This window comes from Lachnospira sp. (assembly GCF_016290755.1).
Classification (GTDB): domain Bacteria; phylum Bacillota; class Clostridia; order Lachnospirales; family Lachnospiraceae; genus Lachnospira; species Lachnospira multipara.
This window is the reverse complement of record NZ_JAEEVD010000008.1, coordinates 23632-48611: the sequence shown is the minus strand read 5'-3', so window position 1 is coordinate 48611 and position 24980 is coordinate 23632. Positions and strand designations below refer to the sequence as shown.

22 protein-coding genes are annotated in these 24980 nt (G+C 35.7%); all 22 read left to right on the top strand.

Annotated elements, in window-relative coordinates:
* The first annotated feature begins 188 nt into the window (after positions 1-188).
* The 22 genes from QVA17_RS03855 (at position 189) to QVA17_RS03750 (ending at position 24933) form a co-directional block, all read left to right on the top strand.
* On the top strand, positions 189-1109 hold the full coding sequence (locus QVA17_RS03855; RefSeq protein WP_287386568.1) for a hypothetical protein: 921 nt from the start codon (positions 189-191) through the stop codon (positions 1107-1109).
* A gap of 53 nt (positions 1110-1162) precedes the next feature.
* The gene (locus QVA17_RS03850; protein ID WP_242826335.1) at positions 1163-1564 is read left to right on the top strand and encodes a hypothetical protein; all 402 of its coding nucleotides are present in this window, start codon (positions 1163-1165) and stop codon (positions 1562-1564) included.
* Positions 1565-1578: 14 nt separating this feature from the next.
* On the top strand, positions 1579-2613 hold the full coding sequence (locus QVA17_RS03845; RefSeq protein ID WP_027430217.1) for a hypothetical protein: 1035 nt from the start codon (positions 1579-1581) through the stop codon (positions 2611-2613).
* An 85-nt stretch (positions 2614-2698) separates the two neighbouring features.
* Complete coding sequence (gene cdaA / locus QVA17_RS03840) at positions 2699-3559, top strand: diadenylate cyclase CdaA (protein ID WP_287386566.1); 861 nt, start codon at positions 2699-2701, stop codon at positions 3557-3559.
* Positions 3540-4799, top strand: coding sequence for a CdaR family protein (locus tag QVA17_RS03835; protein WP_287386565.1), 1260 nt, complete (start codon positions 3540-3542; stop codon positions 4797-4799). Before cdaA ends, QVA17_RS03835 begins: the two co-directional genes overlap by 20 nt.
* An 18-nt stretch (positions 4800-4817) precedes the next feature.
* Entirely contained in the window at positions 4818-5090 is a 273-nt protein-coding gene (locus tag QVA17_RS03830) for an HPr family phosphocarrier protein (protein ID WP_027430220.1), read from the top strand.
* A gap of 178 nt (positions 5091-5268) precedes the next feature.
* A complete protein-coding gene (locus QVA17_RS03825) occupies positions 5269-6999 on the top strand; it encodes a phospho-sugar mutase (RefSeq protein WP_027430221.1) in 1731 nt (576 codons plus the stop codon).
* A 216-nt stretch (positions 7000-7215) separates the two neighbouring features.
* A complete protein-coding gene (locus tag QVA17_RS03820) occupies positions 7216-8736 on the top strand; it encodes a S1C family serine protease (RefSeq protein ID WP_287386563.1) in 1521 nt (506 codons plus the stop codon).
* A gap of 149 nt (positions 8737-8885) precedes the next feature.
* A complete protein-coding gene (gene clpX, locus QVA17_RS03815) occupies positions 8886-10313 on the top strand; it encodes an ATP-dependent Clp protease ATP-binding subunit ClpX (RefSeq protein ID WP_287386561.1) in 1428 nt (475 codons plus the stop codon).
* Positions 10314-10386: 73 nt separating this feature from the next.
* Positions 10387-11193: a Cof-type HAD-IIB family hydrolase gene (locus QVA17_RS03810; protein ID WP_103952405.1), complete on the top strand. Its 807-nt coding sequence runs from the start codon at positions 10387-10389 to the stop codon at positions 11191-11193.
* 52 nt (positions 11194-11245) lie between these two features.
* A complete protein-coding gene (locus tag QVA17_RS03805; protein ID WP_027430225.1) occupies positions 11246-11995 on the top strand; it encodes a CpsB/CapC family capsule biosynthesis tyrosine phosphatase in 750 nt (249 codons plus the stop codon).
* An 11-nt stretch (positions 11996-12006) separates the two neighbouring features.
* The gene (locus QVA17_RS03800) at positions 12007-12747 is read left to right on the top strand and encodes a YveK family protein (RefSeq protein ID WP_287386558.1); all 741 of its coding nucleotides are present in this window, start codon (positions 12007-12009) and stop codon (positions 12745-12747) included.
* A 2-nt stretch (positions 12748-12749) separates the two neighbouring features.
* Positions 12750-13448, top strand: a complete 699-nt coding sequence (locus QVA17_RS03795) for a polysaccharide biosynthesis tyrosine autokinase (protein WP_027430227.1) — start codon at positions 12750-12752, stop codon at positions 13446-13448.
* Positions 13449-13620: 172 nt separating this feature from the next.
* Positions 13621-15213, top strand: a complete 1593-nt coding sequence (locus tag QVA17_RS03790) for an LCP family protein (RefSeq protein ID WP_287386556.1) — start codon at positions 13621-13623, stop codon at positions 15211-15213.
* Between the two features lie 101 nt (positions 15214-15314).
* Positions 15315-16892: an LCP family protein gene (locus QVA17_RS03785; RefSeq protein ID WP_287386554.1), complete on the top strand. Its 1578-nt coding sequence runs from the start codon at positions 15315-15317 to the stop codon at positions 16890-16892.
* A gap of 513 nt (positions 16893-17405) precedes the next feature.
* Entirely contained in the window at positions 17406-18752 is a 1347-nt protein-coding gene (gene gdhA / locus QVA17_RS03780; RefSeq protein WP_287386552.1) for an NADP-specific glutamate dehydrogenase, read from the top strand.
* A 243-nt stretch (positions 18753-18995) separates the two neighbouring features.
* Positions 18996-19613, top strand: a complete 618-nt coding sequence (locus QVA17_RS03775) for a hypothetical protein (protein WP_287386551.1) — start codon at positions 18996-18998, stop codon at positions 19611-19613.
* A gap of 43 nt (positions 19614-19656) precedes the next feature.
* Entirely contained in the window at positions 19657-21183 is a 1527-nt protein-coding gene (locus tag QVA17_RS03770) for a hypothetical protein (RefSeq protein WP_287386549.1), read from the top strand.
* Between the two features lie 77 nt (positions 21184-21260).
* Positions 21261-22553: a bifunctional folylpolyglutamate synthase/dihydrofolate synthase gene (locus QVA17_RS03765; RefSeq protein ID WP_287386548.1), complete on the top strand. Its 1293-nt coding sequence runs from the start codon at positions 21261-21263 to the stop codon at positions 22551-22553.
* Between the two features lie 18 nt (positions 22554-22571).
* Positions 22572-22715: a hypothetical protein gene (locus QVA17_RS03760; RefSeq protein ID WP_169449133.1), complete on the top strand. Its 144-nt coding sequence runs from the start codon at positions 22572-22574 to the stop codon at positions 22713-22715.
* 5 nt (positions 22716-22720) lie between these two features.
* Positions 22721-24121 (top strand): tetratricopeptide repeat protein, encoded by a 1401-nt coding sequence (locus tag QVA17_RS03755; protein ID WP_287386546.1) that lies wholly within the window; start codon positions 22721-22723, stop codon positions 24119-24121.
* Positions 24122-24141: 20 nt separating this feature from the next.
* Positions 24142-24933, top strand: coding sequence for a class I SAM-dependent methyltransferase (locus tag QVA17_RS03750; RefSeq protein WP_287386595.1), 792 nt, complete (start codon positions 24142-24144; stop codon positions 24931-24933).
* The last annotated feature ends 47 nt before the right edge of the window (positions 24934-24980 follow it).

Genomic DNA, 24980 nt, shown 5'->3' with positions numbered 1-24980 from the left:
TAATTCCTTGGTGTGATGTTACTATATCTTTTATTTGTGAAAAAATTTTGTTTAATCCGTGATAAAAGGATTAACTTTTGTTGGTCTGCCGCCGATAAATAATGTATAGTATAAGTAGAAGGATACGTGCGCCGTTTTGACAAAGTTTGAGGCATGTCAAATTGGCAAACTGAATAAGAGGTGCTTTTATGAGGATTAATTTTGATTTGATTAAGGAAAAATGTAGAAGTCTCCCGGTATTTATTGCACTAATAACAGGAGCCGTTACATTTGCAGCCATATTAATAATTGTAGGAGTTAGTAAAAATGCGTCAAAAGATGCAGGCAGCGACGTTAGCCTAGAGGACACTTATCTTAAGGATGCTAACAGTAGTTATCACCATAAGACTTGGGGAGATGTAGCAGGGGATACAGATAGTGCAAGCTCTCAGGCAGCAAGCGAAGTGGTTACAAATTCAGATTCAAATACAGGAAGTTCGGATTTAACTAATTCGGACTCTAGTTCTGCGTCAAGTTCTGGGGATACAGGAAACACAGCTAATAGCGGAAGCGGAAGTTCTGCTGGCACAGGAAGTAGCGGAAGTTCTAGCTCTGGTGGTAGTGGCTCAAGTGGCTCTGGCAACAGTGGCAGTACAGGAGGCAACAGCGCAGCTAGTAGCGGTTCAACAGGCGCATCATCTACAAACTATTCAGATACAGGAGCAGCCACAAGTAATGCAGTGCCTTCCTATAATGATGGAAGTTCTGCTAGTATAGCCGGTTCAAGTTCTGCTGCAGGATATGCCATTAATGCAGGCTTTCAGCAACTTTATAGCAATGGCTCACCGGTTACTAACATCTATTATTACGAGGAAAATTCAGTCTATTGCGGACAGATTGTTACATATAGTAATTACACAATCATTTACTTGATTTCAAGAACCTCAAATTTTGATGCAAGTGTGAAAAATGTATTGTCAAATCTAGTGGGAAGTTATGCAGATACTGTATGGCAAAAGTTTATTACGGCTAGAGTTTCCCAGTCTTTTTACATCGGAGAAGATAACCGTTTAGTGCGCATAGTAGTGCCTAATGTTGATGGCCATTACCAAATTGTAATATACAATTAATTTAAAATGTGTTATAGTATTAGCGAATATAAATTTTTTTGAGGTGAATGGTTTTGCTTAACGAAAATAAAGTTAAAATGATGACTAAGATGGCTATTTACGAGAAAAATGAAGGTAAGGACATGGTAAAAACTGCGAAATACTATAAGAGTGATTATGTAGCTCTTGGAGTGTTAAAGAGTTTAATTACTACTACTTTAGCTTTTATTATGATAATGATTTTATATGCATTTTGTAATGCGGAAGGCATAGTAGCCAACATCAATGATTTAGATTATGTAGCACTTGGAAAAAAGGTAGCGGCTTATTATATAGGACTTATAGTTGCTTTTTCTATTATTTCCGGCTTTGTTTATAGCTACAAGTATGAAAAGTCTAGAAAGGGTCTTAAGAAGTATTTTTCAAGACTTAACAAGCTAGACAGATTTTACAATGGACAGAAAAAGAAAAAGTAAACTAGGAGGAATATATGGCTTTTTTGTTAGAATTAAAGGATAGATTTAAAAAGTTCTATAATAAGTATGATACTTATTTTGTACCAGCAGTTAAGTTTTTAGTTGCCCTTGTGGCATTCATGATTTTAAATGTAAGTATTGGCGAGAGCTCAAAGCTTGGTAACCCAGTATTTGCTTTTGTGGCAGCAGTTATTTGTGCCTTCATTCCAAATGGAGGAACAATTCTTCTTTTATCAGTATTTATGTTAGTTCATTTATATTCGATATCAGCAGAGTTTGCATTAATTGCTCTTTGCGTAATTATCATTATGTATCTTTTATACTTTAGATTTACTCCAAAGTCAGGATACATTGTAATCATTACAGCAGTTCTTTGTATGTTAAAGCTTCCATATTTAGCTATTGTTTCAATTGGCTTATTATCAAGCTGGTTAGCATGCATTCCAGTTTCTTTTGGTGTAATTATTTACTATATCATTAGAACAGCAAGTCAGTATGAATCAGCTATTTCAGATGCTTCATTAACTGATTCTGTAGAACAGATTTCATACCTTAGCCAGAGCTTATTTGGTGATAAGGGTATGGTAACATTACTTGTAGCCTTTACTGCTACAATCATTGTGGTTTATGTAATTAGAAGACTTAAGATTGATAATTCATGGGTTTATGCAATTGCATTTGCTAGTGCAGTAGAATTTATTATTCTTGTTGTTGGCCAGATTGCTTTAAATGCTAAGCTTAATATCGTCTTAATTGTTATTGGTGTTTTACTTGGTGTGGTTGTTGCCTACATTTGTAAGATCGTATTCTTTGCTCTTGACTATAAGAGAACAGAGTATGTTCAGTATGAAGATGATGAATATTACTACTATGTTAAGGCAGTGCCAAAGATTAATGTTTCAGCAACAGATTTTAAGATTAAGACAATCGATGCTAAAAGAACTAAGGAAACAACTAATTTAGAGGATATAAGATCTCAGATGAAATCTAGTCAGAAACTAAATCAGGATGAAGATGATATCTCTATCTATGATGATAATGAAAGATAAATTGTAATTGATTCATGAATAACAAAGCGTGGTAACATGCTTTGTTATTCCTATATTTAGATAAAATTAGATTGGGGTGAATAAGATGTCTTTAGAAAAATATTTGTCGAGTCTCTACATACCAAGAATATCTTGGTCAGACATAATTGAGATTATAATTATTGCTTTCGTAATTTATAACGTATTAGTTTGGATTAAGAATACAAAGGCCTGGGCATTACTTAAAGGCATCATCATAGTAGTCGTATTTGCTCTATTTGCTTACGTACTTAATCTTAAAACCATTTTATGGATTGCAAGTAAGACTATTAGCGTTGGCATTATCGCCCTGGTAATTATTTTCCAGCCAGAATTAAGAAGAGCACTAGAACAGCTTGGTAGAAAGAGAATTGTTACTAGCTTCATTAATTTTGGTGAGAGAACTAAGAATGAAAGATTTAGCTCAGATACAGTGAATGCTATTGTTAGAGCTTGTTACGAGATGGGCGCAGTTTACACAGGTGCTTTAATTGTAATTGAGCAGGATATGATACTTGATGAATATGAAAGAACTGGTATTGAAGTTGACGGTATTGTTACAAGCCAGTTACTTATAAACATTTTCGAACATAATACGCCTCTTCACGATGGTGCAGTAATTGTGAGAGGGGACAGAGTTGTGGCAGCTACTTGTTATTTGCCACTTTCTGATAGTACTAATATTAATAAAGCTTTGGGAACTAGACATAGAGCTGGTCTTGGTATAAGCGAGGTTACAGACTGTATTACCTTAATTGTTTCTGAGGAGACAGGTAAGGTATCAGTGGCTGTAGGTGGCGAGCTTATTCATGATATTGATGAAGACTCTTTAAGAAATAAGTTAGAGTATACAAGAAATAGAAATATGGACGTAAAATCATTCAGACTATGGAGAGGAAGGCTAAGGAATGAAGGAAAAGATATTTAAGAATTTCACATTAAAAATCCTTTCTATAATCGTTGCTTTGATTCTCTGGACGGTTATAGTAAATATTTATGATCCAAGTACTAGCTACACCTTCAGTAATGTAACGGTTACACTTTTAAATACTGAGAACCTTACTGATAAGAACTACTCTTATGAAGTGGTTGAGGGCAGTAAGATTTCCGTTAGCGTTAGTGGCCCAAAGAGCATTATTACTGATATTACAGCTAGTGATATCGTTGCGACAGCAGATCTTAGTAATGTAACTGCATATTCTGATTATGTGGATATTAAGGTGTCTGTTGTAAAGGATGGCAATGTAGTGGAGGGCGTTGAGGCAACTCCAAAGACTACAGCTATTAAATTAAGTATTGAGAATAGAACTACTACTACATTTACATTGGAATCCCAGACTACAGGTAATTTAGCTTCTGGTTACGCTTTGTCAAATGTAACACTTAGCCCTACTTCAGTAGATGTTACAGGGGCTTCTTCAGTAATTGAGTCCATTGCTCACGCAGTGGTATCAATTGATTTAACAGATGTAAGCTCTAATTTGACAGGAGATTCTGCCATAACACTTTATGATGAGGATTACAATGTAGTAACAGATGATACTATAGAATTATCACAGGCTAGCGCAAGTTATTCGGCAGAGATTGGTAAGACAAAGGTTGTGCCAATTAAAGTGGAGACCACGGGAACTCCCGCAACGGGATACATTTTAGTAGGTGTAACTCAAAACCAGTCGGAGGCAACTATTGTCGGTTCTAGCGAAGATATTGAAGGTGTGGATGCAATTGTGATTCCTTCTGCTAATCTTAATATAGAAGGTTTCTCAAATAATAGAGAATATAAGTTTAACCTATCGAATTATGTAAGCAATGATGTTACAATAATATCAGATGGAACACTTATAGTTACTGTGGATATTGAGCCACAGGAATCAAAAGTAATTACAATGGATAAGTCAGCTATCGTGGTGAAAGGTTTATCTGATGACCTTAGTTTAACTTATAGTGATTCAGGCACATTTGACATAACCATAACTGGGGCAAGCGAGGTGCTAAATAGCGTGTCAGCTTCCAATATTGCTATGTCGATTGATCTTTCAGGATATCAAGAGGGTACATATAGTGTGGCAGTGACTATAACTTTGCCGACAGGTTGTAGCCTGCAGGGCTCTTATACCGTATCCGTTAGTTTGAAATCAGATACAGAGGCAACCACAGCAAGCGGCTAGATATATTTGGAGGGAATGATGGTTGAGAAGGATATTGTGATAACGAGTAAGTTAGGAATTCATCTACGCCCAGCAGGAGCAATGAGCGATGAAGCAATGAAGTATGAATCACATATCACATTTGAATATGGAGAGTATAAAAGAAGAGCGAATGCTAAAAGCATCATATCTGTTCTTGCATCAGGAGTTAATAGCGGTGACGTTATAAAACTTAGAGCTGAGGGTGAGGATGAAGAGGAAGCATTGGAAAATGTTACAAATGCTTTCGTGAAATCAATGAATGAGAATTGATAAAAATTTAATAATGGGGTATAATCGTTTTTGAGTCAGAGCCTTGGCTGAAAATGGTTATACCCTTTTTTAGTTGAGGTTAACGATATAAAAGACGACTTGGGTGTCTTATTATATTGTTCCCTGCTAGGCAGGGTAAGAGGGAAATAAATATAAAAAAAGAAAGAGGTATAAGTTAATGAGTTATTTAGAGACTTATAAGGAATGGCTCACTAATGACTATTTTAGTGACGAAGCAAAGGCCGAATTAAAGGCTATTGAAGGAGACGAGAAAGAAATCGAAGACAGATTCTATAGAGACTTAGAGTTTGGTACAGGTGGTCTTCGAGGAGTAATTGGTATTGGTACTAACAGAATGAACATTTACGTTGTTAGTAAGGCTACCCAAGGACTTGCTAATTTCATTTTAAAGGAAGGAACACAGGACAAGGGCGTTGCTATTTCTCATGATAACAGAAGAATGTCTAGAGAATTTGCAGAAGCTACAGCTCTTTGCCTTGCAGCTAATGGCATTAAGGCATATATTTATCCATCACTTCGTCCTACACCAATGCTTTCATTTGCAGTAAGAGAACTTGGTTGTACAGCAGGTGTAATGGTAACAGCTTCTCATAACCCACCAGAATACAATGGTTATAAGGTATACTGGGAAGACGGTGCTCAGATTACAGCACCTAAGGATAAGCAGATCATTGAAGAAGTTAATGCTATCAATGATTGGTCAACAGTAAAGACAATGCCTAAGGATGAAGCTGAAGCACTTGGTCTTTACAATACAATTGGTTACGATATTGATGAGAAGTACTATGCAGCACTTAAGACACAGTGCATCAACGGTGACATCATTAAGAGCGTAGCTGATGATATTAAGATTGTTTACTCACCATTTAATGGTACAGGTTCTATTCCAGTAAGAAGAATCTTAAAGGACTTAGGATTTAAGCATGTTTATGTTGTAGAAGAGCAGAAGGATCCAGATCCTAACTTCACAACACTTGAATATCCAAACCCAGAAGATCCTAAGGCTTTCACATATGCATTAAAGCTTGCTAAGGAAGTTGATGCTGATATCATTCTTGCAACAGATCCAGATGCTGATAGACTTGGTATTTACGCTAAGGATACAAAGACTGGCGAATATATGGCATTTACAGGTAATATGTCAGCTATGATTATTGCTGAATACTTACTTTCAGTTCGTAAGGAAAAGGGAATGCTTCATGACAATGGCGCATTAGTTACAACAATTGTTTCAACTAATATGGCAGCTCCAGTAGCTAAGGAATATAACTTAGAGCTTATTGAAGTATTAACAGGATTTAAGTTCATTGGTGAACAGATTAAGTTCTTTGAGCAGAACAACAACAGCCACTTCTATGAATTCGGTTTCGAAGAGTCATATGGTTGCCTTGTTGGTACACATGCTAGAGATAAGGACGCTATCGTTGCTGTTATGTCACTTGCTGAAGCAGCAGCTTACTATAAGTCAAAGGGTATCACTCTTTGGGATCAGATGATGAACATCTTTAACAAGTACGGTTACTTCAAGGAAGGCCAGAAGGCTATTACTATGAAGGGTGCTACAGGTGCTGAGAAGATTCAGGAATTAATGAATAGCTTAAGAAGCAACCCTCCTAAGAAGTTTGGTGCTTGGGATGTTAAGGAATTTAGAGATTATAAGATCGATGAGAAGACAGATATTGCTACAGGTGCTAAGTCAAAGACTGGTCTTCCAAGCTCTAACGTTCTTTACTTCGACTTAACAGATGATGCTTGGTGCTGTGCAAGACCTTCTGGTACAGAGCCAAAGATTAAGTTCTACATGGGCGTTAAGGGTACATCACTTGATGATGCTAACGCTAAGTTAGAGGAGCTTACAAAGGCTGTTATGGACATTGTTGAGGCTTAATTCAATTGTGATCGAGTCTTGACTACTAAATTAGGAATAAGATTAAACACATAATCTTAATAATAGAAACACAAATAAGACACATTTCGTTGCTATATTTAAAGCATAGCAACGATGTGTCTTTTTTAACTTAAAAAGTGGAAATGTTGCTAAAGAGATTGGATAGAGGAAGACCCAATTCATTCTAAGAACAAAGAAGATAAGGAGCTGATAAAAATGTACAACAATGACGATTCACAGTATCGTATGAGTGCTAGCGACATTAATCAATCTGACAATGCAGGACAGAACACAACTGCTAATACATCAGAGACAAGTGCTAACACAGGTTACACAAACACAACAAATAATTTTGGAGCTGATATAACTAACACATATAATCAAAACTATGGAACAGGAACTTATAATAATAACACAGCCTATGGTTTTAACTCAGCTACAGGACAAAGTACTCAGGGCTTTAACACATACAACCAGTCAAATATAAAGGTTGAGAAGCCAAAGAAGCCAAGAAAGCCTATTAAGTTTACAGGAAAGTTTTTAAAGAAGGCTGCCTGCTTTGTAATGATAGCTATTCTTTTTGGCGGTATTGCAGGATCTGTTATGTATAGCGTTAACTACTACGCTAATAAGTACATTTCAGATACAAGCTCTTCTTCCACAGAGAAAGCTTCAATAGCAACAGTTTCAACTGTATCATCAGTTTCATCAGATTCAGATACGGACCTTTCATCTGGATCAACAACAATAGATACAGAATCTATTTCAGAAGCTCTTTTACCAGCAATGGTTGAGCTTAATGGAACAACAACAGTAACAAGTTCATCAAGCTTTGGAATTGGAACACAGTCTTATGAGGCAACTAGTGCAGGTACAGGTATTATTATTGGTCAAAATGATAGTGAAATCCTTGTTGTAACTAATGCCCATGTAGTAGATGACATTGATAACTTAACTGCAGTATTTGTTGATGGTTCATCAGCTTCTGCAACAGTTAAGGGTTCAAAATCAGACCAGGATATTGCAGTAGTTGCAATTAACATCTCAGATCTTTCAAGTGACACAATTAGTGCCATTGCCATCGCTGAGTTAGATTATACTTCAGAGATTAAGGTTGGACAGCAGGTAGTAGCTATTGGTAATGCCCTTGGTGAAGGACAGTCAGTAACAACAGGTATTATCTCAGCACTTAATAGATCAATCACAGTAGATAACACAGAATTTACTGGCCTTATTATGACAAATGCAGCAATTAATTCAGGTAACTCAGGTGGTGCTTTAATTAATTCAGACGGTAAGGTTATTGCTATTAACTTTGCTAAGACAAGTAGTGATGGTGTAGAGGGTATGGCCTATGCAATTCCTATTTCAAATGTAGTTGACTTAATTAACTCACTTATGAATAAGGAAACACGTACTAAGGTATCGGAAGATGAAGCAGCATATCTTGGTATTGCAGGTGTAGATATTACAGACTACTATGCATCAGTATATGGTTATCCTACAGGCGTTCTCATTAGAACAGTTCAGTCAGATTCAGCAGCTGAAAAGGCTGGTCTTGAAAGCTATGATATTATTGTAGGCTTTGATGATAATACAATATCAAGTATGTCCGGACTACAAAGCTTGCTGCAATATTATAGTGCAGGTGAGACAGTAACGGTAGAATATTATCACCTAGAAGGTTCATCATACGTATTAAAGACAGTGGATGTAACTTTAGGTTATAAGAATTAATGGAAGTACAATTGATATATTTATAAAAAATCTTTGGAGATAATAATCTCCAAAGATTTTTTTATGCTTATTTTATGGGTTTAAAATTAACGCTATGATATAATATCAAAGGAAAAAGTTTAGATTTACGTGATATTGGAGGTTGACTCATGAGTAATGATGATTATAAAGAAGTAGATACATCTACTAGTGATAATTCTGAAACTAAGGCTGATAATAATTCTAATGATACTAATAAAAGAGGCTATGAGAAGTTCTGCGTTATCTGTAGAAGATCAGAGTCTCAGGTTAAGGGTAGAATGATAGATTTACCTAATAACATTACAGTTTGTGATGACTGCATGCAAAGAACTTTTGACCAGTTAAATAACTATCCATTACCTAATGACTATTTAAATGGTTTTGGTATGAATATGTTTACACCTAATAATGAGAATCAGACAAAGAAGGGTAAGGTTAAGAAGAAGGAAGAAAAGAAGAAGGACTTCCCTGAAATTGATTTAGCACATTTGCCTGCTCCTCATGAAATCAAGGCTAAGCTTGATGACTATGTTATTGGTCAGGACTATGCAAAGAAGGTTATGTCTGTAGCTGTTTATAATCACTATAAGAGGGTTGCAACAGATACTCAAAAAGAAATTGAGATTGAGAAGTCTAACATGCTTATGATTGGACCAACTGGTTCAGGTAAGACATATTTAGTAAAGACACTTGCAAGAATCCTTCAGGTGCCACTAGCTATTACAGATGCCACATCTCTTACAGAGGCGGGATATATTGGTGATGATATTGAATCTGTATTATCAAAGCTTTTAATGGCAGCAGATAATGATGTAGAGAAGGCAGAGAAGGGTATTGTCTTTATTGATGAGATAGATAAGATTGCAAAGAAGAAGGAAGTAAGAAGTAGAGATGTATCTGGTGAGTCAGTTCAGCAGGGCTTACTTAAGCTTCTTGAAGGTAGCGAGGTAGAGGTACCAGTAGGTGCAACTAGTAAGAATGCTATGGTGCCACTTGTAACTATGGATACAAGTAACATTTTATTCATCTGTGGCGGAGCCTTCCCAGATCTTGAAGAGATTATTAAGAACCGTCTTACAAAGTCAGCTTCAATCGGCTTTAACGCTGATTTAAAGGATAAGTATGACGAGGATACTAACATTTTATCTAAGGTAACTACAGAGGACTTAAGAGAATACGGTATGATTCCAGAATTCCTTGGTAGATTGCCAATTGTGTATAGCTTACAAAAGCTAAATGAAGAAGCTTATATTAAGATTTTAAAAGAGCCAAAGAATGCTATTCTTGCTCAGTATCAAAAGCTCCTTGCCCTTGATGAGGTAGAGCTTAAGTTTTCTGATGATGCCCTAGAAGCTATTGCTAAGAAGGCCATTAAGAAAGAAACCGGTGCTAGAGCTCTTCGTTCTATCATAGAAGAGTTCATGCTTGATATTATGTTTGAGATTCCTAAGGACAGTAATATTGGAACTGTAACTATTACAAAGGACTATATCGAGAACAAAGGAGCACCTCTTATTACAATGCGAGGTCAGGATTTACTAGAAGCAAAAATGTAAATCATATTGTAAATAATGAAATTATATGATAAATTTAAGAAAATAGGAGTTTTTCTCCAGTTAGGATTTAGTTATGAAATATAAAGCACTTGCCCTAGATTTAGATGGGACATTAACAGATAACAATAAGGAATTGCCAGAGAGAAATAAGGAGGCAATTTTTAAGGCTATTGAGAAAGGAGTAAGTGTTATCCTAGCATCAGGAAGACCCTTATTTGGTATTACGCCAATAGCCGACGCCTTAGAACTAAAGGAGAGAGGCGGTTATATACTTGCCTATAATGGTGGCCAGATTATTGACTGCAAGACAGGAGAATGCCTTCATAAGCGCATACTTCCAAGAGATTGTATGGAGGATGTGTGCAGATTTGCCAGAGACAATGGAGTTTGGGCACTTACTTATGAGGACACAACTGTGGTTTGCGAAAGTGATGACGACATTTATGTAGTTCGTGAGGCGAAATGTAATTACACAACAGTTAAGAAGGTAGATAGCCTTATTGATTACGTGGATTACGAGGTTTCTAAGTTTTTAGTAGTAGGTGAACATAAAAAACTTTTACCAGTTAGAGATGCAATTCTTGCTAAGTACGAAGGTAAGGTAGATGCCTTCTTCTCAGAGGATTACTTCCTAGAAGTGGTTCCTGCAAATGTAGCAAAGGACGAATCTCTTAAAATATTACTTGAAAAGATTGGCCTTACAACTGATGAGCTAATTGCTTGTGGAGATGGCATGAATGATATTCCAATGCTAAAGGTAGCAGCTTTATCAGTGGTTATGGAGAATGGCTATGACGAAGTAAAGAAATATGCCAATGTAATTGCACCATCCAACGAGGATTGCGGTGTTGCAGCAATTATTGAGGAGTATTTGCTTTAATTAAACCCTTAGATTACTAAGAGTAAAGACAGTTAAAGAGGGGATAAGAGGGATGTTATTATTAAAAAAGAGAATTGATTATTCGATGACAGATTTACATATCCACGTTTTACCGGAGACAGATGATGGGGCAGCAGATATTAAGACTACTGTGCAAATGCTAGAGCTTGCCCATGAAGATGGCATAAAGACACTAGTTTGTACGCCTCATTATCATCCGATAAAATGTAGATTACCACAGGCAGAGATAGAAAGAAGAGTTGGAGAAATTGAAAAAATTGCCAAACAGCTTTATGATGACTTTAAGCTATATGCTGGTAGAGAAGTTCTATATAGCCAGGATATTCCTAAGTCTATTAAGGCTAGGGGCATGACAATAAATCACTCTAGGTATGTTTTAGTTGAGTTTGACTATAGGGATAGCAGACAGACAATTAGAAACGGAGTGGTAAACATTTTAAACGAAGGACTAATTCCAATACTTGCTCATATCGAGAGATATCCAAGTATTATGCTTAATGAGGATTTAGCAGAAGAGCTAAAGAGAAAAGGTGCAATCCTACAGATTAACGCAGATGCCCTAGTTGGAGAAGAGGGCGCTGATGCAAAAAGGCTTGCGAAACATTTGCTTAAGAGAAAATTAGTAGATGTTATAGCTACCGATGCCCATACCGCAGGTAGGAGATGCCCAATTATGGGTGATGTGGTGCAATGGGTGTCTAATAAGTATGGCTATGACTATGCTAAAAAGATTTCAAAAGATAATCCTGATAGAATTATTAGGGATGAATTTATTGATTAGAGGGGTTTTAAATGGATAATAATAAAGCAGGTGAAAGAGAAATAGACCTTGGTCGTCTTTTCTCTATTCTTTGGGACAAAATAATTTTAATTATCTTTACAGGAGCCTTATTTGGTGCGGCGACTTTCCTAGCATCGAAGTTTTTTATAACTCCAGTTTATAATTCAACTACTCAACTCTATGTTCTTAATAGAGCTGATGATTCCACAACCACTTTAACAGATTTGCAAACTTCAACACAGCTTACAAAGGATTATATTATCCTTGTACAGTCAAGACCGGTTCTTGAGTATGTTGTTGAGGATTTAAGCCTTGATATGACTACTTCTGAACTCTCAGATATGATTTCTGTTACTACAATTTCAGATTCAAGAGTTTTGCAAATTTCTGTAAAGAATCCAGATCCTTATAGGGCTAAGGAAATTGCCGACTCTATTGCTCAATTTTCAGCAACACAAATCTGCGAGATTATGCATATTGAAGATGTAGAGATTATTGAAGAGGGCAATATAGCAACAATTCCTGAGTCTACAGGCATTAAGAGAAATACAATCATTGGTGTTTTACTAGGAATAATCTTTTCTTCGGGTGTAATTATTGTTAAGTCACTTTTTGATGACACAATTAAGACTAGCGAAGATGTGGAGAAATACCTTGGAATTAGTACACTTTCAATGATTCCTCTTTGTAAGGAAATGGATGATGGAAGAAGTAAGCTATCTAAGAAAAAGTCAAAGAAAAGAGGGAAGTAGATATGCAGACTATAAATATTGAGCGTTTGATTAAGTTAGACTACAGGGCAAATGAATCTTATAAAAATCTACGTACTAACATTCAGTTGTGTGGTTCTGATATTAAGACGATTATGTTTACTAGCACTACACCAGGCGAGGGAAAATCTACTGTTTCCTTTAACTTAGCAGTTTCCTTAGCAGAGGCTGGTAAAAAGGTAATCTTTATTGATGCAGACTTAAGAAAATCTGTCCTTGTAGGTAGATATAAGATTAATAAGTCTGTAAAGGGTTTGACACATTTTCTATCAGGAATTAATAAGTTTGAGGATGTGATGTATGGAACTAATGTGGACAATTTAAATGTGGTCTTTTCAGGCCCGGTTCCACCAAATCCTACAGAGCTTTTAGGCAATAAGGTCTTTAAGACACTGCTTAAGGTTTTAAGAGATCTTTATGATTATATAATTATTGATACGCCACCTATTGGTAGCGTAATTGATAGTGCTATTGTAGCTCAGGAGTGCGATGGAACTGTGGTTGTTGTAGGTTCTAATATGGTGGGCTATAAATACGCGCAAAAAGCCATAGAGCAGCTTAAAAAGACTAATACAACTATTCTAGGAGCTGTGCTTAATAAGGTTGATGTAAACGATAATAAGTACTATGGAAAATATTATGGAAAATACTACGGTAGATATTCAGATGCCGGAGAAGAGTAAGCAGCAAAAACTAGCAGTAAATATAAACATAATATGCTGTTACGAGAAATAACAAAAATATAAAAAATGACGTTAGAATCTTAATTTTTATTGCATTTTGTGGTAAATTATAGAAATGCTATTTAACTGCTAAATGGCAACGTTATGGAAATAAACTAATAAGGAGACCATCATGGCAGGAATATTTACAAATACGAAAAATGATATGCAATATCTTTTTGCAAAAAAAGATGGCTTAACAAAAAAGGAACGACGAAGAAAAAGGAGAGCATGGGGAACTGTTATAGGCTTGATTTTAGTTTTGATTCAGTTCGTACTAACAGTGCTTGTATTAAAGAATGCTATAACGCTAGACATTTTACCTTTAAGGTATATGCTTGCTATAACACTATTCTTGGTGTTTGTGCTTTTGTTTGACTTTATTACACAGTTTAGCAAAAGTAAGTTAATGGGAAAAATATTAGCGATTGCCCTTTCAGGCTTGATGCTATATAGTTACATTTTCTCAGCAAAAGTTGTAGATACTTTATCGAAGATATCCGGAGTTACAACTCGTACAGACGTCTTTGATGTGGTTGTGCTTGCAGATGACAAAGCGGAGTCTATTGCAGATACAGCAAATTATACTTACGGATATTGCAATATGATAGATGCTGATATTTATGAATCAGCAATGGGAAAATTAGAAGAGGATGATAAGATTACTCCTGAAACTAAGATTTACAGTGATTGGGATACTGTAGTTAGTTCATTAGAGAAAAATAATGACATTCAGGTAGCTTTAATCTCAGAGGATAGTTTGATTTCCTTACAAGAAAATTATGTAAATTTCTCTTCAGAAATAAAAATCTTAGGTCGTGTGGAAGTGGTATCAGAAATTGAATTAGAGAAGTCTAAGAAGGTAGATGCCGATAATCCATTTGTAGTTTATCTCTCGGGAGATGATGCATTTGGTAGAGCAGAATATACAGGACGTAGTGATGTTAATATCATAGCGGTTATAAATCCTGATACAAAGCAGGTTTTACTTGTAACAACACCAAGAGATTCCTATGTAACTATTACAACAGATGATGGAAGATCTGGTCTTGATAAGTTGACACATGCTAGTGATGCAGGACTTGATAACTCAATTATTGCCCTAGAGAATATCTATGAGGGTTTACATATTGATTATTATTTAAGAATTAATTTTACTGGTTGTATCGATGTGGTGGATGCCCTTGGTGGTATTGATGTAAATTCAAGCGTGGAATTTACTAATGGTGATGATGCTTGGTATGAAAATTTTCACTTTAACGAAGGTATTAATCACTTAAACGGTGAGCAGACACTTGCCTTTGTTAGAGAAAGACATGCCTTTGCTCGTGGAGATTTCCAGAGAGGTGAGAATCAGGAAGCAGCCATTACAGGTATTATTAATAAGGCTACATCAAAGGCAATCCTTACAAAATACGATGAGGTATTAGATGCAGCTAGTGATATGATTCTTACAAATATGCCTACATCTTTTATTACTGATCTTGTTAAGGAGCAGTTATCTGATGGTAAGAACTGGAACATCCAAAGCTATGCAGTAACAGGTACACCATCAGAGCCAGGTAAGGGTCCTACAGGTGAGGTATATCACTATAAGAATATGTCTGTTGTATATCTAGATGATTCAAGTATTGCAATGGCTAATGATTTAATGTCTAAGACAATGAATGGTGATGTGTTTAATGTAGATGAGTATGCAGAAGAGCATATTAATGATTATAAGTAGATAGACTTTATTTTTTCACGATTTTGTGCTAGATTTATAAGTGCTGTTTAACCGCGAAATGGCAAAATTATGGATAAAAAAGAAATTAAAGGAGGCCATTTATGGCAGGATTCTTTACCAGATCAAAAAATGACATGAAATATCTTTTTGCTAATAAAGATGAATTGTCAAAAAAAGAACGTAGAAGGAAGAGACGTGGTTGGGCTACTGTTATAGGAATTATCCTAGTTTTAATACAGTTGGTTTTAACAGTGTTAATGCTTAAGAATGTTTTTATATTAGATATATTACCAACGAAATATATGATAGCGCTTACAATTTTCCTTGTATGTGTGCTACTTTACGATTTTACATCGCAGTTTAGTAACTCGAAATTTATGGGAAAGATACTTGCAGTATTACTTTCTTTTGTAATGTTATATTGTTACATTTTCTCAGCAAAAGTTGTAAGCACCCTTACCAAGATTACGGGAGTATCAACAAGAACTGATATTATGGATGTAATTGTTTTATCTGATGATGAGGCAGAGTCAATTGCAGACACAGCTAAATATACATATGCTTATTCTGATATAACAGATTCTGATATTTATGAAAGCGCTGTTAATCAGTTAGAGAAGGAGAATAATATTCATCCATCTCTTAAGACTTATGATAATTGGGACACAACAATCGATGAACTTTTAGATAACTCAGATGTACAGGCAGTTTTAGTTTCTGAGGAGATGCTTACTTCCCTTGAAGAAGCAGATGATACCTTAGCATCTAATATCAAGGTAATTGGTACAGTTGAGTTGGTTACAACTATTACAGTTGAAGAGGCAGATAAGGTAAGCGCAAGCAAGCCATTTGTTATTTTTGTTTCAGGAAATGATGATTATGGAACAGTTAAGTATAACGGACATAGTGATGTTAATATCTTAGCTGTAGTTAATCCAGATACAAGACAGATTTTACTTGTATCTACACCAAGAGATTCTTACATTACTATTGAGACAGATAGTGGTAAGTCAGGACTTGATAAGTTAACACATGCAGGTAATGCAGGTGTTGATAATACAATTAAGGCATTAGAGAACCTTTATGGAATTGATGTTAATTACTATATAAGACTTAATTTCTCAGGTTGTATCGGCGTTGTAGATGCACTTGGAGGAATTACGGTTAATTCCGAGGTTGCATTTACTAATGGTGATAATGCTTGGTATGAGAACTTTACATTCAATGAGGGTGAGAATGAACTTAATGGTGAGCAGACACTTGCCTTTGTAAGAGAAAGATTGGCTTTCGGAGATGGTGATTTCCAAAGAGCACGTAATCAAATTGCAGCTATTAAGGGTATTATTAATAAGGCAACTTCAGCAACAATACTTTCTAATTATGCAACAGTACTTGATGCAATAAGTGATATGATTCTAACAGATATGCCAACATCCTTTATTACTCAATTAGTTAAGGAACAGTTATCGGATACAACAGCTTGGAATATTCAAAGCTACAGTTTATCTGGCACAACAGGTCCAGCTAATGGACAGGTTTATGGACTTTCAGGAATGTCAGTTGTATTCCTTGATGATGATAGTGTTAATACAGCTATCCAGCTTATGAGTAAGATTATGAATGGTGAGACATTTGACGTTGATGAGTATGTTGAGAGCTTATCAACAACAGCAGAGTAAGATTAATAATCTTTAGTCTGAGAGCAGATAACTTAATATATTAAGCTTTGTCATAAAGCTTTTGCTTAAGGCTCCAAGGAAAGAGGTGACTAACTCTTTTCTTGGAGCTTTCTTTATTAGTTTTGGATAGGGCTATATTTAAGAATCTAAAGGCTTGTTTATGAAAATGTGACACATTTGTTAGACAACGTTAAATATTTGTCATACAACGCTTTATATAATTAAGCTAAAGACCATATAAAAGCATAGTTCAACCAAATTAAAATTAATATTTTTCGGATTTTCTAAAATTATTTAGGTGGCACCCTAAATCAACTTGTCAAAATTAAGTTGGTAAATTATAATATGCAAGGTAGAGATATAAAAGAGTTTTAATTCTTTTATACACAGCTTTTAAAACCTATAAAAGCTATGCTAGCGCTACGTGTTAGATACATTTTTTAAGAAATGAAGGAAGCTTAAAGAATGTGACGTAGCCTACATCTATAAAAATATCTAAAGGAGTTTGAAATTATGGGATATGTAGATGAAGTTTTAGACTTAGTATCAAAGAGAGATGCTAGCCAGCCAGAATTTATTCAGGCAGTAACAGAGGTTCTTAATTCATTAAGACCAGTTGTAGAGAAGAATGAGGAGCTTTACAGAAAGAACGCTATCCTTGAAAGAATCACAGAGCCAGATCGTCAGATCATGTTTAGAGTACCTTGGGTTGATGACAATGGTCAGGTTCAGGTTAACAGAGGTTTTAGAGTACAGTTCAATAACGCTATTGGACCATACAAGGGAGGTCTTAGACTTCACCCATCAGTAAACTTAGGTATTATTAAGTTCTTAGGTTTCGAGCAGATTTTCAAGAACTCACTTACAACACTTCCTATCGGTGGTGGTAAAGGTGGTTCTGATTTCGATCCTAAGGGTAAATCAGATAGAGAAATTATGGCATTCTGCCAGAGCTTCATGACAGAGCTTGCTAAGTATATCGGTGCTGACATCGATGTTCCTGCTGGTGATATCGGAACAGGTGCTAGAGAAATCGGCTTCATGTTTGGTCAGTATAAGAGAATCAAGAACCTTTACGAAGGTGTTCTTACAGGTAAGGGTCTTACATACGGTGGTTCTCTTGCAAGAACTCAGGCTACAGGTTACGGCTTATTATACTTAACAGAAGAGTTAATTAAGTGCCATAGCGATAACATCGCTGGTAAGACAGTTGCTGTTTCTGGTTCAGGTAACGTTGCAATCTACGCTATCGAGAAGGCTCAGCAGTTAGGTGCTAAGGTTGTTACTTGCTCAGATTCAACAGGTTGGATCTATGATGAGTCAGGTATCGATGTTGAACTTCTTAAGGAAGTTAAGGAAGTTAAGAGAGCTCGTCTTACAGAATATGCTGCAGCTAAGCCATCTGCTCAGTACTTCGAAAAGAAGAACGGTGAGCACGGTGTATGGCAGTATAAGGTAGATGTTGCACTTCCATGTGCTACACAGAACGAACTTGACCTTGAAGATGCTAAGGCTTTAGTAGCTAACGGTGTTAAGTATGTTTGTGAAGGTGCTAACATGCCTACAACAATTGATGCTACAGAATACTTCCAGGCTAACGGCGTTTGCTTCGTAGGTGGTAAGGCTGCTAATGCTGGTGGTGTTGCTACTTCAGCTCTTGAAATGAGCCAGAACTCTGAAAGACTTAGCTGGACATTCGAAGAAGTTGATTCTAAGCTTAAGAACATCATGGTTGGTATCTACCACAATATCGATGAAGCTGCTAAGGAATACGGCATGGAAGGCAACTACGTAGCTGGTGCTAACATTGCTGGTTTCAAGAAGGTAGTTGAAGCAATGCTCGCTCAGGGTGTTTGCTAATCATAGATTAGAAAGTCTTAAATTATAGATTTTAGTTTTTTATAAATATTAGTTCATACGATTGTTAAGCGTATAAAAGAGATGTTTGTTTTTTGCAGATATAGCTTTTATACGCTTTTCTTTTGTCCTTTTTTGTATTAAAATTATTTAAGATAGCAATTTTGCGGGATAGAATGAATTCCTGCATTTTTTGGATACAAAGTGGAGATACATTTTACACATAATAAATAAGGAGGGGCTTATATGATAAGCAAGACTTTACAGACTAGATTAAAGAAAATGGCACTATTAGGTTTAGTTTCAATTAGTGTATTTTCATTGGCTGCCTGCGGAGGTAAGAAAAAGTCTAAGGGAACAACAAACAAGAGTACAGAAATGACAGAAGTGGATTCTGAAGGAAATGTGGTGAATCTAGGCAACCTTTACGAGGGAACAGGTTACACAATTTCTGCTCCAAGTAACTGGGCAGATGCAAAGACAAGTAATGAAAGTCTAGATTTAATGATTTATGACTCTAATATAACTGGGGATTTTGCAAGAAACCTTAATATTATTATTGAAGATTTATCAGCATATTCTTCAATGGATGCTGATAAGTATTTAGATGCTGCAAAGACTAAGCTTGTGCAGTCTGGCTATGCAGTTGAGGATGGAGAGAATAAGGATGTTAACGGAGTTTATACAACTTCTCTTATATATAGCTACACAACTAATGGCTATGTGGTGAAGGGCCAGCAGACTTACTTCTATAATGAAGGGGACAAGAAGGTCTATATTGTTACCTTTGCTTGCGCAGAAGAGGAGTTTGAAACTTATAAGGAAGCAGGAAACGAGATTGTTAATACATTTCAGTTTGACTAGAGCCTAATGGGGATTGGCTTAAAGCTTTTGAGAGGATAGAATTATGGCTAATATTGTAAAGCTTATGAATTTACTTGATGATAATGAAATAAGAATGCAGATAGCTCTTTTTGATGGGGTAAATATGTCTAGCGTGGCAAAGGAGGCGGGAAATCGCATCTTGTCTGGCCTTGCGGATGTGGCAAATGCATTTTCAGAAACCTTTACAAGTAAACAGGTGATAAATTACAAATATAAGACAAGTTCTGACGAGGTCATGGATAGGTATGTGGAGCTTTCAAAGATATCTAGAAAAGAGCTTATGGAGGACATGTATAAAAAGCTTTTGCAGGCTTACAAGGAGATTAATGGCAAGGAATATGAAGGGGATGTCGAAAGTCCGATTTTTACAAAAGCCTTGGTGGATATTGCGGCTTACGGCTTCAATATAAATCTTTATAAGCCAGTGGGCTCAAAGATTGATGAGATTGCTGCAAATTACGAGAAGCTTTTAATTAACGCATTCTATTCGCATTTGCAAAATCTATCTGAGGATGACCTAAAAGAAACTATTAAGCTATTAGACAGGGCCCTTGCTAGACTTAGCCTTGAAAATAAGCGAAAGCTTCAAGAGGCTATTATGCCCACAGCCTTTAATGCTAAGGGAATTATCCTAGCTCTAAGAAAGAGAAAGGATGTGGAGAAACTAAAGCTTAGCTTAGAATTACTTGGGGAGGATGCCTTTAAGTTTCTAGATGTGGATTTAAGTGTGGTATTCCAGACTATTAGAGGTCTTGGAAGGGTTTCTAGAATCTTGATAGCGAGACTTATTTTCAAATTAAGTAGGAACTCTGGCAGGAAGTTTTCTTATGGTAATGAAAAGCTGCCATCAGGGGCTAGTGACACGATCTTAGAGGAAGAAAAAGAAAAGGACAGACTTTTTAGAGAGAGTCTAAAGGGTGAGATTACTGTTCAAAAAAGGATAGATGAGTTAGAAAAGAAAAGAGATAGTCTTGAGGCCACAGCTCTTAAGCTAGATGAGGAGATTAAAGAGGTCATGGAGGGCTTTTATGAGGCCAAGGAAGAGTTTGATCTGCTTGATGCAAAGAAGGCTGACTATCTTGAAAAAAAACGACCTCAGCCAGAAACAAAGGTCTATTATAATAAGGTGAATGAAACAAAGCGTAAAATGGATAGAAGCTCGGATATTGCTGAGAAGAAGTCTAATAAATTGCTTCAGACAAAAGAGCAACTTGAGGAAAATAAAAAAAGTATTGAGCTTGAAAAAGAGACTTTGTCAGAGCTTAAAAAGAAGAGCTTTTCTGAGCTTAGTCTTAGGGCGGATGAGCTTATGGGGAAGTGGAGTAAGCGTTTTAATAAGCTTAAATTTGACCCAAGCATTTTCCAAAATTTAATTATCCGTTTTAGCTTTGAAGAGAGGCTTGAAATTGAGAGGATGCTTCTTGAAATTGAGCAAGAGGATAATTACTATGATTTATCTCTTGAAGAAAGGGAGATTAAGGTTTATATTTCCATAAGGGAATATGCCACTATAAAGATAGAAAATTTTCTTTGCAAGGATATTATCTAGCCTAAGCTTTCGCAGATTGAAAAAATGCGACATAAGCAAAATGATAAAACTTGTAAGAATTAGAAAGAGGACTTGTAATGCAATTTAAGGATTATGAGAGTGCGTGTAAATATTTAGACGAGCTAGGACAGTTTGCTAGTAAAACTGGAGTAGAAAGAGAGACTAGACTTCTTAAGAGTCTTAAAAATCCAGAAAATTATTTAAATGTAATTCACGTAGCTGGAACTAATGGAAAGGGTTCTTGTTGTGCCTTTCTAGCTAGCTGTTTAAAGGAGCTAAATTATAAGGTGGGGCTTTTTACTTCCCCACATTTAGTTAAGATTAATGAGCGTATTAAGATAAATAATATAGATATTTCTGATGAGGACTTTTTGGCCTGCCTAAACACTGTAATGCTTGCCGCAAAGGATGAGGAGTATGCCTACTTTGATTTACTTATGGCGGTGGCTATGGTGTATTACAAAAGGAATAATGTGGATTTTGTAGTATTAGAAACAGGCCTTGGTGGAAAACTTGATGCAACTAATGCGGTTAAAAGTCCGATTTGTTCAATAATTACGGGAGTAAGTCTTGAGCATACAGCCATTCTTGGAGACACAATTGAGAAGATTGCTACAGAAAAAGCAGGAATTATTAAGGAAAATGTGCCTCTAGTCTTTAATTCAAATGATCCGGTGGTTACAAAAGTAATTCGAAACAGATTTAATGAAGTAAATTCTAACAATAATTTCTTTAAAATCTACAGTGTGAATAAGGAGATGTATCGTATTAAGGAAATATCTTTGGCAAATATTGATTTTTTCCTTGATAATGATTATTATAAGAATGATTGTTTTTCGATAGGGTCTAATGGAATATATCAAGTTTTGAATTCTTCACTGTGTTTAACAGCGCTTGCAGTTTTAGCACGTGAGAAAGTGATAAATTTTGATCGAGAAGCATTTAAAATAGGCATTAAGAATACAAGATGGCCAGGCAGAATGGAACTAGTAAAGAAGAATGTCTTCATTGATGGAGGACATAATCCAGAGGGTATTGCTAGATTTATTGAGTCTGTTAAGGAGATTATCAAGATAAGTGATAAGAAGACTAAGTTGCTTTTTTCAGTTGTTAGTGATAAGGACTATAGCCAGATGATTCGTGAACTTGTAGAATCAGCTTGTTTTGATGAATATTACATAACAGTAGTTGGAGGCTTAAGGAAAGTTTCTAAGGAAATTATTATTGATACATTTTCAAAATATACCAATAAGGAAATTAGGTCAGTAGATAATGCCGGTGAGTTTATAAATTCCTATGATGGAGAGGAACTCCTTTTTGCAGTGGGTTCTCTTTATTTAGTGGGAGAGATAAAAGAATGTGTTAATTAAGAATTGGAGGATAAATAGATGATAGATTTTGATGAAGAAATTCAGAAGTTTCAGCCTAGTTTAGAGGTAGAGGATGCTGAAGATGCAATTTATAATAACGATATACCAGATATTACAGATTTAATGAAGAATATCATTTCAGGCGACAGAAAGGACAAGTAGTTATTATGAGATGTTTTAAATGTGGAAGTCTTCTCACAGCTAATAATACATGTCCTAAGTGTAATGAAGATGTAAGAATCTACAAAAAGACATGCCAGGCTTCAGATAAATATTATAATCTTGCACTTGAGAAGGCTAAAGTTCGTGATTTAACTGGTGCAATTGAGACATTAAAGATTGCTTTAATGATTAACAAGTATAATATTAATGCAAGAAACCTCTTAGGTTTAGTTTACTGCGAGATGGGTGAAGTTGTTGAAGCCCTTACACAGTGGGTAATTTCTAAGAATTTTGCAATCGATGACAATGTGGCTAGTGACTACATCAAAAGAATTCAGTCAAATCAGAATAGATTTGAGATGGTAACAGGTACTATTAAGAAGTTTAATCAGGCTTTAAAGTATGCCAAAGAGGATAATACTGATTTAGCTATTATTCAGTTAAAGAAGATTACACTTTCTAATCCTTCATTACTTAAGGCACAGTTGCTTCTTGCTCTTCTCTATCTTAAGAATGATGATGATCAGAGAGCACAAAAGTGCATTAACTATGTATTAAAGGTGGATAAGAATAACACAATTGCCTTAAGATATGATGCTGAACTTAAGCGCAAGCAGGCATTAAAGAAAGAGGATGTTTCTAAGTCTTTCTTACCAAAGCGTAAGAAGAATAATGTAGAGAATAAGCCTCTTAACGGCAATGATGTTATTATTCCAAGATCAACATATAAAGAGCCAAGCAATGGCGGTATTACAATTATTAACATTTTAGCAGGTGTAGTAATTGGTGCAGCTCTTATTTGGTTCCTTGTTATGCCTGCAAGAAATAAGGGCTTAACAAGTGATTACAATAAGACTTTAACTGATTATTCTGAACAGCTCTCATCAGCTAACATTGAGGTTACATCCCTTCAGACACAGGTGGATGACTTAACAGCTCAAAAGGAAGCTCTTGAGTCACAGCTCAGTGGTGTTTCAGGAACAGGCGGTTCTAATGCATTATTAGTTTCATTAATTAGTAGTGCAAATGCATACATTGACGGCGATACAACAGCAGCCGCTGAATATATCATGGATATTGATGTAAGCTCACTTCCATCTGATGAAGCTAAGGCACTTTATAATACAATAGCAAGCGCTACCTTATCTAATGCAGCTTCAAGCTTCTATCAGAGTGGTAGGTCAGCTTATCAGAGTAAAGAATACGAAACAGCAGCACAGTATTTTGTAAAGGCTTATAAGTGCGACAGTACTAACGTTTATTATGTATATTATGCAGCATTAAGTTATGCAGCATTAAATGATACAGAGAATGCTAAGACTTATTATCAGATTATTATTGATGACTTCTCAACAAGCAATAGTACATATGCGAAGGAAGCCAGCGAATATGTGTCATCACATTAATTGGAGTTTTATAAATGGCAATGACAGAAATAGAGATGCACTATAATAAATTCAACGAAGATAAGAGACTCTTATCAAGACATGGTCATGTTGAATTTGTTACAACTATGAAATATGTGCATATTTATTTAGATGAGATTTTAAAAGATGTTAGCTCAAAAAGTGACATCAAGATTATAGACATTGGAGCGGGGACAGGTGCTTATAGCGTTCCCCTAGCCAATGAAGGTTATGACTTAACAGCAGTAGAACTTGTTAAGCATAACCTAGGCCTTTTAAAGGCTAAGGGTGCAAATGTAAAGGCATATCAAGGTAACGCTCTTAAGTTAAAGCGTTTTGAGGATAACAGCTTTGATATGGCGCTTTTATTTGGACCAATGTATCATTTATTTTCAAAGGAAGATAAGTTAAAGGCTCTTAGCGAAGCTAAGAGAGTTGTAAAGCCAGGAGGATATATCTTGGTTGCCTATATTATGAATGAATATAGCGTTATAACTTATGCCTTTAAGGAAAAGCATATAATGGAATGCCTAGAAGAGGGAAGATTTGATAAGGATTATAAGACAATTTCTTCTACTAAGGATTTATATGACTATATGCGAATTGAGAACATTAATGAATTAAATGAAGAACTAGGACTTAAAAGAGAGAAGATTATTTCTCCTGATGGCCCTGCAAATTATATTAGACAATTCCTTAATGCTTTATCAGAAGAGGAGTATGAGGAATTCATTAAATACCATCTATCAACCTGTGAAAGACAGGATTTGATTGGAGCAGGTGGTCATACCCTTGATATTTTAAGAAAATAAAGAAATTAATAAGACTGGTAAGTAAAAAATTACTTACCAGTCTTTCT